11 protein-coding genes and 1 tRNA gene are annotated in these 12,200 nt (G+C 40.3%); 4 read left to right on the top strand and 8 right to left on the bottom strand.

The annotated features are described in order from the left end of the window. Window positions 1-55: 55 nt before the first annotated feature. Window positions 56-1,357: a type IX secretion system plug protein gene (locus J4N24_RS02385; protein ID WP_207532032.1), complete on the bottom strand. Its 1,302-nt coding sequence runs from the start codon at window positions 1,355-1,357 to the stop codon at window positions 56-58. Window positions 1,358-1,379: 22 nt separating this feature from the next. Further along, the gene (locus J4N24_RS02380; RefSeq protein ID WP_207532031.1) at window positions 1,380-3,296 is read right to left on the bottom strand and encodes an ABC-F family ATP-binding cassette domain-containing protein; all 1,917 of its coding nucleotides are present in this window, start codon (window positions 3,294-3,296) and stop codon (window positions 1,380-1,382) included. Between the two features lie 136 nt (window positions 3,297-3,432). Between J4N24_RS02380 and J4N24_RS02375 the strand changes: the two genes are divergently transcribed. Next, window positions 3,433-4,248 (top strand): TspO-related membrane protein, encoded by an 816-nt coding sequence (locus tag J4N24_RS02375; protein ID WP_207532030.1) that lies wholly within the window; start codon window positions 3,433-3,435, stop codon window positions 4,246-4,248. Here the strand turns inward: J4N24_RS02375 and J4N24_RS02370 are convergent. The 5 genes from J4N24_RS02370 to J4N24_RS02350 form a co-directional block, all read right to left on the bottom strand. After that, entirely contained in the window at window positions 4,231-4,626 is a 396-nt protein-coding gene (locus J4N24_RS02370; protein WP_207532029.1) for a hypothetical protein, read from the bottom strand. The genes J4N24_RS02375 and J4N24_RS02370 overlap by 18 nt on opposite strands. Before the next feature lie 11 nt (window positions 4,627-4,637). Next, window positions 4,638-5,099, bottom strand: a complete 462-nt coding sequence (locus tag J4N24_RS02365; RefSeq protein ID WP_207532028.1) for a DUF4268 domain-containing protein — start codon at window positions 5,097-5,099, stop codon at window positions 4,638-4,640. A gap of 71 nt (window positions 5,100-5,170) precedes the next feature. After that, window positions 5,171-6,544, bottom strand: a complete 1,374-nt coding sequence (locus J4N24_RS02360; RefSeq protein WP_207532027.1) for an APC family permease — start codon at window positions 6,542-6,544, stop codon at window positions 5,171-5,173. A 159-nt stretch (window positions 6,545-6,703) separates the two neighbouring features. Beyond that, window positions 6,704-7,414: a pirin family protein gene (locus J4N24_RS02355; protein WP_207532026.1), complete on the bottom strand. Its 711-nt coding sequence runs from the start codon at window positions 7,412-7,414 to the stop codon at window positions 6,704-6,706. Window positions 7,415-7,422: 8 nt separating this feature from the next. Continuing rightward, on the bottom strand, window positions 7,423-7,977 hold the full coding sequence (locus tag J4N24_RS02350) for an NADPH-dependent FMN reductase (RefSeq protein WP_207532025.1): 555 nt from the start codon (window positions 7,975-7,977) through the stop codon (window positions 7,423-7,425). A gap of 272 nt (window positions 7,978-8,249) precedes the next feature. On the opposite strand from J4N24_RS02350, the gene J4N24_RS02345 reads away from it, so the two are divergent. The 3 genes from J4N24_RS02345 to J4N24_RS02335 all read left to right on the top strand — a co-directional run bounded on the left by J4N24_RS02345 (window position 8,250) and on the right by J4N24_RS02335 (window position 10,972). Further along, window positions 8,250-9,587 (top strand): O-acetylhomoserine aminocarboxypropyltransferase/cysteine synthase family protein, encoded by a 1,338-nt coding sequence (locus J4N24_RS02345; RefSeq protein WP_207532024.1) that lies wholly within the window; start codon window positions 8,250-8,252, stop codon window positions 9,585-9,587. A gap of 97 nt (window positions 9,588-9,684) precedes the next feature. Continuing rightward, window positions 9,685-9,755 (top strand) — tRNA-Cys (locus J4N24_RS02340). Between the two features lie 581 nt (window positions 9,756-10,336). Then, complete coding sequence (locus J4N24_RS02335) at window positions 10,337-10,972, top strand: peroxiredoxin (protein ID WP_207532023.1); 636 nt, start codon at window positions 10,337-10,339, stop codon at window positions 10,970-10,972. Window positions 10,973-11,018: 46 nt separating this feature from the next. On the opposite strand, the gene J4N24_RS02330 is transcribed toward J4N24_RS02335, so the two are convergent. Next, entirely contained in the window at window positions 11,019-12,197 is a 1,179-nt protein-coding gene (locus J4N24_RS02330) for a class I SAM-dependent methyltransferase (protein WP_207532022.1), read from the bottom strand. Between the last annotated feature and the right edge of the window lie 3 nt (window positions 12,198-12,200).

The raw sequence follows: 12,200 nt of genomic DNA, 5'->3' as shown, positions 1-12,200 counted from the left end.
AGAGTTTTCCAATACCAGATATTGAATCTATGCTGTGCCGTATGAAATGCGGTGGCTATTTCTTGAAATCATAAAAGCCGATCAGCTCATCCCATCGGCCTCCGGGTTTCCGGTAATAGAAGAAGAACTGATAGCTGTTGCCAGTCTGAAAGTAGGACCCTTCAAAGACAGTATGGTCCATTATAGGTTTTGATCCGGCTCGTTCTACCCAAACGTACTGATAATCATACACTCCCTGCTTTAAATACATCTCTCCGTAAAAACGCTCTTTACTGGCGTCGTAGGTCAGCCGGTTCTCCTCTTTAAAGCTATAGTCATTGAACTTTCCGATTACATAGGCCTCTCCGGAGGACGATGGGGCGGGAGACGCAAGTGTAAAGCCAACCCGGGCATAGTCTGCATCGGTACGGTTGTCACGACCATCTGTATTCCGAATAAAGAAGCTTCCGTTTGAATCAAACAGGAAGGCATAGCTAGAATTGCTCAGGTTAGGATCGGGCAAAAGCTGTACTACATTTACCGAATCTCTCGTAATCCGGGCAACCCTTTCAGTTTTAAACCTGAGGCTTCTGATGTCGAAATGCCTGAATTCTCCTCCACCTGGGAAGTCGAAAGAACGTACGTCATTATAGATCAGCTGACCAGGGCGAACGAATGTGGGTTTATCAGCAAGAATAGAAATATCAAACCTTCCATTCTGCATGATGAGGGTCTTTACATCAAGGTAGGGGTTCTGAATATTTAAGCCTCCATGATTAACTATAAAATTTATCTTTTGATTACGCTGACGGGCTTCAATCTGATTAGAGGCAAGAAGCTCAGCGCTAATGCTCACCATCTGGTTAACTACAAAAAAACGCCGTGTAATGATCAGCTTCCTCTGATCGTTGTTCTCGTATATTTTTAGTAAGTAGTTTCCGGAAATTTTGGGTTTGATGGTGTAGGTTGGGAAGATCAACTCGTAGTGAGTGTACTTTTGATAGGTATTGAAGGAGTAACGATAATCGTTTATCCTGTCTTCAGTAAAGTTCTCGAGGTAGTCGATGGGAGAGAGTCGACTGCTATTCCATTGAACATCGCAATGTTCAATAGTATAGTAGAAGTTCCTGGTACCTCCTCTTAAATCATCAAAGGCTAATAACAGTTCATCCGATGATCCCAGGGTTAATACTGGAAGGGATTGCTCTTTGTTCCTATTGTAAAACTCTATTGTTTTTATCTGTGGGAGGTATACCCAGTCCCGGTAAAGTAAAGTCTGGTCGGGTATATCTTCGTTAACCGACCTTTGCCTGTTCTTCTTTTGAGCGAAACACGCAAGGTTGATCAGCAGGATAAAAACAATAGAGATATATTTCATTTAATTATAACGCTACTGGTAACTAAGCGTTTTCCAGCTCTAAAATTTGTTCCGCCAGGCTCTCCCAGTCAGCTTGTACTGCTTGTAATTCAGTTTTAGATTTCTGATACCGTTCATTTACCTCATCAAGTTTTGGCTTGTTAGCATAAATACTGGCATCTCCGAGTTCTAATTCTGCACGCTGAACTTCTTTTTCAAGCACGCCCATCTTCTCTTCCAACTGTTGAAGCGTCTGATTCAACTTCTTAAGCTGTTTTCCTTTATCTTCAGAAACTGGAGGCTTTTCTTTCGGCTTTTCCTCTTTTTTAGGCTGAGGAGCAGGAGTTGCTTTTGCAACAGCCGGACGTTTAGCTGCCCATTCCTCGTATTCCTGATAGGTTCCCGGATATTCTTTGATCTGCTGATCTTCGATGTACCAGATCTTGTTTGCTACGTTGTCAAGGAAATACCTATCGTGGGAAACTACAATAAAAGTACCTTCGAATTGCTGTAATGCCTGAATAAGGATATTCACCGACTGGATATCCAGGTGATTTGTTGGCTCATCCAGGATCAGGAAGTTTGCATCTGCGGTAAGTGCTTTGGCCAGGGCTACCCGTGATTTCTCACCTCCGGACAGAACCTTAATCTTTTTGAAGGCATCATCTCCTGTAAACAGGAAGCAGCCTAAAATTGACCGGAGTTCAGTCTCCGAATGTTTAGGAGCGAAAGCCTGCAATTCTCTTAAGATCTCATTTTCAAGATGAAGCGATTCTAATTGATGCTGAGCAAAAAATGTAACGCTAACATTATGCCCCATCTCAGCTAGTCCTGTATATTCCTTATCCGTCTTAGCAATAATTCTCAGGAGTGTTGACTTTCCACGGCCATTTGCGCCAATTAAAGCAATCTTGTCGCCTTTTTCTATCACTGCATTCGAGTGACTTAAGATCTTCAGGTTCGGATACTCTTTTGAAACATCCTCAATCCTGACCACATGCCTTCCAGATTGCTTGCTAAATTTGAAGCTGAAATTAACTTCCGGATTGTCATCATCCACGTCATCTACCCGCTCCATTCTTTCCAGGGCTTTTATGCGTGACTGAGCCATTTTGGCTTTGCTCGCTTTAGCGCGGAATCTCTCGATCAGTCGTTCTTCCTGACGTATCTTAGCTTGCTGATTTTTAAATTGATTGCCTTGTATTTCTTCCCGGAGGGCTTTCTCCTCCAGGTAGAAACTATAGTTGCCTGCGTAAGGGATCAACTTGCCTTTTCGTGATTCAACAATTCTGTTTACAACACGGTCAAGAAAATATCTATCGTGAGAGACGATTACGATAGCTCCTTCAAAAGCCTGGAGATAAGATTCCAACCATTTGATAGAAGGTAAGTCAAGGTGGTTGGTAGGCTCATCGAGCAGAAGGATATCAGGAGCTTGCAACAGAATCCGTGCAAGCATTACCCGCATTCTCCATCCTCCCGAAAATGTTGCTAAAGGACGGTTCTGCTCTTCTTCGCTAAATCCCAGACCTGCCAGAATTTCGTGTGCTCTGAACTCAATGCTATAGCCGTCAAGGGCCTCGAACTCATGTTGTTTATCGCTTAGCTTATTAAGTATCTCTTCGGAATAGTCGGTCTCCAGCTTTTTCAGCAGGTTTTCGATCTCTGTATGTAGTTGATTCTGGCGCTCAAAAGCTTCCATCGCCACATGGAGAATACTTTTTTCGGAATGATAAGAAAGAAGGTCCTGGTTAAGGTACCCGATCTTCAGATCTTTTGCCATTGAAATGGTACCGCTGGTAGGGCTATATGCGCCAACGATAAGCTTTAAGAGAGTAGTTTTGCCGGTACCGTTAGCACCAATCAATCCAGTTTTGTCTCCTGGTTTTATATGCCAGTTAGCTTCATCATACAGCGCCCTTGCACCAATCTCGAACGTAAGGTTATTAATTGCAATCACTTTGCGAAATTACGATTTTAAAAAATAAGATTAATAGGCTGATTTAAAGGGTTAGAATAAGGAACGGAATTAAATGTTCCTTATTATTAGCTAACTTTATGTGATTGCTGATGTTGTATACAAAATGCTATTTTTTATGAAGAGCCTTAAAGTTTTAGCTGTAGCCAATACAATTTTTTATGTTGCTGCCAATGTTATCTCTTATTTATCTAACACCGGTATTTTTGGGGGCAGGACTATAGGCGATGTTTCTGATAAGTATAAAGCTTTGTTTGTGCCAGCTGGTTTTACTTTTGCTATCTGGGGGGTGATCTATGCTTCTCTTTATGCCTTTGTCATTTATCATTTGGTTAAGGCTTTTAAGGCAGGCGGCGAACATGAGGCCAATAAGGATCTGATCAAGTTGAACTGGCTATTTGTCCTTAATAATATTGCTACTGCTGCCTGGGTTGTAGTATGGGTGAATGAAGGCCTTATACTCTCTGTGGTACTTATGCTTATTCAGCTGGTCACTCTCATTCTTATGAATGTGAGATTGCATATTTATAATCCGCATCGTTCTCTTGCTTCAAGAGCATTTACGCAATTTCCTCTGGCCATATATTTTGGATGGATCTGTATCGCTACCATTGCTAATATAAGTTCCAGTCTTGTAGGTTTAGGCTGGGATGGAGGAACTATCTCTCCTCAAACATGGACCATATTCCTGATTGCTGTCGCAACCCTGATCTCTCTCTTTATCATACTTGGTACCAAAGATGTTTTCTTCGGTATGGTAGTGATCTGGGCATTGTTTGGAATTATAAGTAAAAGAAAGCTAGAGGGAGCAGATAGCTATGCTATGATTATTTTCTCGGCACAGATAGCTATTGCCCTGATCGCCCTTGCTGTTGTAATTCAACTAGCCAGGAATTTTAAAGCTCCTCATTACAGCTTAGACCGTAATGTTTAGTTCTTTTCCTGTTAAAAACAGATAACCGTTCTGAAGGTCGTGTACAAATTCTATCTGTACCTTTCCAATCAGTACACCGGCATCCTTAAACTTTTTATCTTTTTCTGAAAAGAAGAAGTCTAATTGCTGATGCGGGTCTTTCCATAGGTTTTTGTCTGTTTCATCCTGTGTAAAGCCAGCTTTTGAAAGCCATTTTTCATTTAGTGGTATAGGAATGATCTCATAGAATTTGATTCTGAAATGATAGCCCTGCCGGGGGACCAGCATTTCTCCTATGATATTATCTTTTTGAATTTCTTGTATTGCTAAGTAGCCCTCTTCGTTTTCACGGGGACTTATTTTTATCAGGCTTCCTTGTCTTAATTTTTTAATGTCCATTGTTAAATTAATTATTTCAAGCTATCGAAGCTGTATCTGGCATCAGACCAAAATTCATCTAAAGCTAAAATACGAGGTTTAAAAAATGAAATAAGCGCTGGCCAATCATTTTTATTAAATACATTTACGTTATTAAGCTGTGTATAGATTCTGCAAATGGTTTTTCCATTTTCGTCTGTCGTGTGGAGAAGCCATTCCCATTCTTCGTTCAAATAACTCTTGAGAATGGATTTAAGTTCTTGAAACTGTTCAAAAAATAATTCCTGGATCCCTTCGTCAGGATGACTGATCTCTATACCCACGGATGCATAAGGTTTGTCTGCATCCAGGCGAAAGTAAACGTTCTTCAACCCTGTCTTGTAATTCAGCCAGTTAACGCGAACACCTTCCGCACTTTGGATGGGTGCCATGTAATTACCAAATGCTGTCCAAAATTCTTTTTTAATTTGTGAAGCCTGCTCCCTTGTGTACATCAGAGGCAAAATAAATCTAAATGAGATAAAAATGAAAAGATGCCAGGGGGATAATTACAATCCTTTGGTTCCTATGTACTTAGTTTCGCTTCCATGGGAACTGCAAATTTATAGTAAAGCAATCCCGTTGCCGTAAGGATGACACCTAACAGGGATGGAAGCGGCGCGGTATATAAGGTTGTAAGCATGAAAATTATCTGGATCCCCAAAACTATAGTAATTGTAAAAGGAAAAGCCCAGACCCGGTAGGGCCGCTCCTTATCAGGGAACTTGTAGCGAAGGACAATAACAGAAGCGAATGTTAGGACATTGAATACTGAAGAAGTAAAAGAAAAATAGTCTATGATTGCTTCGTAAGCGCTTTCAGCAAACGTTGAAAATACAATCAGGAGACTTGTCCACAAGGCCTGTGCATAAAGCGAATTATTGGGTGTCTTATATCGCGCGTGAATTGTAGAAAGGCTTTGAAAGAAAAGTTTATCGCGAGCCATAGCATACCAGGTACGACTTTTTACTAATAGTTGGGTATTAACATTGCCGAATGTGCTAACCATTATTGCCGAGGCGATGATCAGAGTTCCAATTGTGCCGGCTGCTATCTGCATTGCGTCGGCGGCAACAACCTTAGCCTGTCCCATTTTAATTGGACCAAGGGTATTTACATAGGCAGTATTAATCAGCAGGTAAAGTACAAGGACAAGGCTTATCCCAATGAATAATGACAGCGGAAGATTTTTGCGTGGATTTTTTACCTCCTCTGCTACATAGGTTGCTCCTTCCCAACCACTGTAAGCAAAAAAGCCATAGCGCATTGCCGTGAAGATAGCAACAATACCAGCCCAGCCAGTGGTTTGACTTAGATCAGGATCTCGAAAGTTTTCAGGATGTATTCCAGATGAAAATCCCATCACAATAATTATGGTCAGGACTCCTATTTTAAGGAAGCTAAAAACGTTTTGAAGTCGGCCGCTAAATTGTATCCCAAAGGAATTGAGTAAAGTAAGAAGCCAGACCAAAGTGATTGCGACTAAAGCAATACTATATTTGGACAGGCCAGGGGTTAATATTGATAAAGCCGTTTCTGAAAAGAAAACAGACACTGCAGCAATTGCACCAGTTTCTGAAACAAAGAACATTGCCCAGCCTCTTAAAAAGGTCACAATAGGAGGATAAGCCGCCTTTAAGAAGACGTAGGGTCCGCCAGACTTAGGCATCATCGCTACCAGTTCAGCGTAGCATAACGCCCCGAGGATAGTTGCTAGTCCTCCTACGATCCATACTCCGTAAAACAAACTAACAGAAGCTGTGATCAGCATAATAGGAGCAGGAGTTCTGAAAATACCAGAGCCTATTATGCGATTCACAACGATGGAAAGCGTCTCCGTTAGTCCGAGCTTTCTCTCGAGTTCTGTTTTCTCATCAAAAAGTTGAGTACCTTGTGGCATATAGCTTCAACGTCAAAACCTGGGGGATGTTTAGTGGGGAATGAGAGAATGAGTGAGTGAATGAATGGATGAATGAATGAGAGAATGAGAGAATGAATGAATGAATGAATGAATGAATGAATGAATGAATGAATGAATGAATGAATGAAAAATAAATATCTAATGATTTATTGGGGACTCGATTACTAGAAATTTACTGTTGGTTATGTTTTCGATCGCTACTTTTTCTGTATTCCATAATCCAATGGCATCTCCGGGCTCAATTTTTTGGCCTTCTACTGTTAGTTCACCTTCAATGTTGAAAACGTAAACCATCTTATTTAAGGGATTTAGAAAGTAGTTGGTAGTTTGACCTGCATCGAAATATCCCAGTGAGAGTTTTGCATTTTGGTTTATCCAACAATGCTCCTGTCCCTCTTCATTACTTACAATCGTTTTTAATTGATTTTTTCGGTTTTCTTGGGGGAAATATCTCTTTTGGTACCTTGGACTTATATTCTGAAGCTTTGGCTCTATCCAAATTTGGAGAAAACGCACTTCTTCCTCTCCTACATTATATTCTTCATGACGAAGACCGCTGCCTGCACTCATGATCTGGACCCAATCTTTTTCTACTACCTCAGAGTATCCTAAAGAATCCTTATGGTTCATCTTTCCCTGAAGCATAATGGATATTATCTCCATGTTACTATGCGGATGAATACCAAAGCCTCTTCCGGGCTCTACAAAATCATCGTTAAAAACCCTTAGCAGACCGAAACCATTTTTTTCTGGGTTATAGTAGTTGGAAAAGCTAAATGTGAAATTGCTTACCAGCCATCCTAAATTCTTTACACCTCTTTCGGCTGATCTGAATATTTTATAGTTCATGTATGTGTTTATTTTTGGTTGTTTAATAAATGCGCCTTTAGATTCTCGAGCTTTCTCGAAATAAGCTCCTTTGCTTTCGAATCAAGAAGGTTGCCATCTTCATCGAACTTTGTGTTTGCCTGTGAAATCAATACTTCGGGCTTATGAATAACCTGCATATTGAGGAATTGAAATACAGGAAGAAATGCCAACTGCATTCTTACTGTCCCAAGAAGCCCAGGGGAAGCACCCATGAGGGCGACAGGCTTATTAAGAAGTGGAGAATCAGAGCCTCTTGATGCCCAATCGACTGCGTTTTTAAGACCACCGGGAATTGAGTAATTGTATTCAGGACTTACAATAAGAACACCATCAGCTTCAGCCAGGGTATCGCGGAATATATTTACCGTTTCAGGCCGCTCTGTAGTTAGTGGAAAATCGAGATCTGCATTATATAAGGGTAGTTCATCAATGGAAGCAATTGTAAGGCTCAAACCTTCCGGTAGTAATTCTTCTGCTGCCTTTAATAAAAGCCAATTATAAGATCCTTTTCTTAGGCTGCCACAAATGCCGGCTATTTTCATGTTAATCTGTTTTGATATAATAAGATGATCTGTCTTGTTTGTTGATCAAATTTAAGGCGATAATTTCTACTGTAAATTGATGTAGGATAAGAAATGTAAATAGTTTTGCCATTGACTATTAGGTTCTTAGATATATTTATAGTAGAGACTTATAATAATCTACCATTTTTATAGGATATTAATTTTAAAGTCTTACATTTGCATTGTTGATCCTGGTTCAAGAGCTTGTTGAATCGGGTTATATCCTTATCTTCAACGTTAAAAAATATACTATGTCAGAGAAAAACCTACGATTCGAAACATTACAGATTCATGCCGGACAAGAAGTAGATCCAACAACAAATTCACGGGCTGTTCCATTATACCAGACATCTTCTTATGTGTTTACAAGTTCAGAACACGGAGCTAATTTGTTTGCCTTAAAAGAATTCGGAAACATTTATACCCGTTTAATGAATCCCACTACGGATGTGTTTGAAAAACGTATTGCTGCACTGGAGGGAGGTGTGGCAGCTTTGGCAGTGGCTTCCGGACAGGCAGCTCAGTTTATAGCATTAAATAATATTCTCCAGGCTGGTGATAATTTTGTAACTACTTCTTTTTTGTATGGGGGAACTTATAATCAATTTAAGGTATCTTTCAAGAGGTTGGGAATTGAAGCAAGATTTGCCAAAGGGGATGACCCAGCTAGTTTTGAGGAACTGATCGATGAAAATACAAAAGCGCTATATCTTGAAAGTATAGGCAACCCAGGCTTCAACATACCGGATTTCGAAAAATTCGCTCAACTGTCACAAAAATACGACCTTCCGTTAGTGGTCGACAATACTTTTGCTGCCGGCGGCTATTTGTTCCGTCCGCTAGAGCATGGAGCCCATATAGTTGTTGAATCTGCAACGAAGTGGATCGGTGGACACGGGACCAGCATTGGTGGTGTTATTGTTGACGGAGGAACTTACAACTGGGGTAATGGCAAGTTCCCTCAATTTACAGAACCTTCAGAAGGTTATCATGGACTTGTGTTTAACGATGTCTTTGGGATCGGTGGCCCTTTCGGAAATATCCAATTTATCATCAGGGCAAGGGTTGAGGGATTACGTGATTTCGGTCCTGCAGTCTCTCCATTCAACTCATTCCTGTTCATTCAGGGACTAGAAACTTTATCCCTACGTGTACAAAGACATGTGGATAATGCACTTGAGCTGGCTACCTGGTTAGAGAAGCATCCACAGGTTGCAAAAGTTAACTACCCCGGCTTAGAAAGCAGTCCCTATCACTTAAACGCGAAAAAGTATTTGAAAAATGGTTTTGGAGGAGTATTGTCTTTTGAGATAAAAGGGAGTAAGGAACAGGCGATCAAATTTGTAGATAGTTTGAGATTAGTTAGTCACCTGGCTAACGTGGGCGATGCTAAAACTTTAATCATTCAGCCGGCGGCCACAACACACCAGCAATTAAGTGAGACAGAGCAGACAGCTGCAGGGGTTACTCCTGGCTTACTAAGAGTTTCGGTAGGTATAGAGCATATAGCCGATATAAAAGCTGATTTCGAACAGGCCTTCGCTGCTATTGGCCAGGAAGAACCGGAATTAGCATCTCAGGCATCCTAATCCTGATCACGATCTTAAGAGTAGTTTTCGAGCGAACTTTACTCATTCTATCGGGATTAATGATGTAAAGGAGCATCGTTTATTCGATGCTCTAGATAGCCGGGTGGCCGAGAGGCGAGGCGAGGGTCTGCAAAACCTTAAACAATGGTTCGAATCCATTCCCGGCGTCGATAAGTAGTAACAAGTTTGGCTGAATTATAATGGTAAAGCTTCATCCCAGACATGTCCTAAATCTTATCATATTAGTAGGTTGACCGCGAATTTTATTGATTTCCTAAGGATTCCGGTTTTTTAATGATAAAAAAGGAGCCTTCGGAAGTTTCTTCCGGAGGCTTTACTTTTAATAGGCTCTTTATATCAGGGAACATTTCCAATATTATATAGAACAAGACGTTTGCAATAAGGTATTTTAGTCGATCTTACATTTTGTTTTGGGAAAAGTTTGGATCTAAAATATATTTTAAGCTGCTATTTTTCAGGTATTTATGTTTTAAATGTGTGTTGGCACATATTTTTTTGTAATTTTTTTTGTCTATGTATTGCTAATATATATATTTGTACTGCCCTCCCAAAGGGCATGTTTTTCATAGGTAGATGTAGGGTCGAATATTAATATTCGACCCTTTTTTTGTTCTAAACAAACTTCCAACTTTTTACATAAATCTTATACTAAAAATAGAGTATTACTAAGGAAAACCTATTAACTTAGTAGGGTTAAATAAGTTATTCGAATCTAAAATATTTATTCTATGAGCTTACGATTAGGCGATATTGCCCCAAATTTTAAAGCTAAGACCTCTCAGGGCGAGCTTGACTTTTACGAATATATTGGCGACAGCTGGGCTGTGTTATTTTCACACCCTGCAGATTATACTCCTGTTTGTACTACTGAGCTTGGAAGAACAGCATCGCTGAGTGAAGAATTTGCAAAGCGCGACGTTAAGGTTATTGCTTTAAGTGTTGACCCTGTTGATAAACATCAAGGTTGGATCAATGATATTAATGAAACCCAAAATGTAGAAGTGAACTTCCCATTGATTGCTGATGAAAACAAGGAAGTAGCTGAAGCTTACGGCATGATCCATCCAAATGCATCAGAAACTGCTACTGTTCGTTCTCTTTTCATTATCAGTCCCGACAAAAAAATTAAACTGATCATTTCTTATCCTGCATCTACAGGAAGGAATTTTCAGGAAATTTTGAGGGTTATCGACTCACTTCAATTGACTGCCAATTACAGCGTGGCAACTCCGGCCGACTGGAAAGAGGGCGAAGATGTTGTAGTTACTCCGGCAATTAAAACAGAAGATATTCCTGCGAAGTTCCCGAAGGGGCATCGTATAGTGAAACCATATCTTCGCTTTACACCTCAGCCAAATAAATAAAAGAAAGTCCCGGTTTTAATGCAAAACCGGGACTTTTTATTAAGCTCTAGACTTTTATGGCATGGATAGCCAGTAATTCGTCTCCAGGTCCTGTACAGAAGATCAGGTAGTCCTCGCCACCATCCTGGATCTTATGCTTCTTTTTAATCTCATCCGGTGATAAAGGAAAGTTGCGGGAAATAATGTTAGCCTTCTTAATCGTATTTTCTTTACTAAAGTTCTTGTAGGATTTCCAACTGCGGACTTCAAATGTTCTTCCGATAAAACCTTGTGCCGAATTTTCGGAAGTATAAAGGTGGGTATTGATATTAAGCTTATCGAGGTTAAAAGCTACAGAGATGGATTTAAAGGCTCCTGCTTTTAACAAGGCTACATCAGGCTCATAAAGAAATTTTGATGGCAAACTAAAATTATTAAGCTTTATTTCTCTTTCAGCTGATAAGTAAAAGCTAAAGTTTTGCTCATTCCCCTTAGTTAAGGCGACACAAGTTACTTTTGCATCTGCTTGAAAACCCTTGTCTATAACCCAAACGAGCTCCTTGCAATCGTTCTTGACGCTTACAACATGAACTTCGCTTACATTGCTCAACTCGTTTAAACCTGATTGGATATCATAAAGAGGGGAAGTTTTTATGAGGATGCGCTGGGCCTTATCTAAAAATAGGGGGAGATTGGACACAACGTCGGGCTCTGTATCTTTTAATAGAAATACCTTCTTTGACTGTACTCTCCTTGCTGGATCAATGTAAATGGTATCAAAGCTTGAAGTGGAGCCTTTCAGATATTCAATACTGTCTCCAGTGATAAAATTAATGTTTGTAGCTCCAAGTACCGTTGTATTATGACACGCTATTTCAGATAAGCCAGCATCCCGCTCCATGTGGGTTACTATGTCAGCTTTCTGACAAAAGTAATAGTCGTCAACACCCAGACCTCCTGTAAGATCTATCAGGGAACTTCCTGATATCAGTCTGCTTTTGTATTCGGCTGTTTGTTCTGATGAGGCCTGTTCTATATTCAGTTTGGGGGGATAAAATATACCGGGGGTATGGAACCAACGTGGTAATTTCTTCTCCGTTCGTTTTTTACTGTCGATTTGTTGCGCCAGATCCCGTGAGGTCAAATTTGAAAAAGGGCTCTTGGATAGCAGAAGTTTATTAACGTCGTCACCAAGGTGTTTATTGATATACGACTGCACTTCTATATTTAAGATCTCCTTATTCACAAT

Origin of the sequence: Desertivirga arenae, from assembly GCF_017355785.1 — a bacterium.
GTDB lineage: Bacteria > Bacteroidota > Bacteroidia > Sphingobacteriales > Sphingobacteriaceae > Desertivirga > Desertivirga arenae.
Note: the sequence above shows the minus strand (reverse complement) of the source record. Positions and strands in the feature narration are given on the sequence as shown.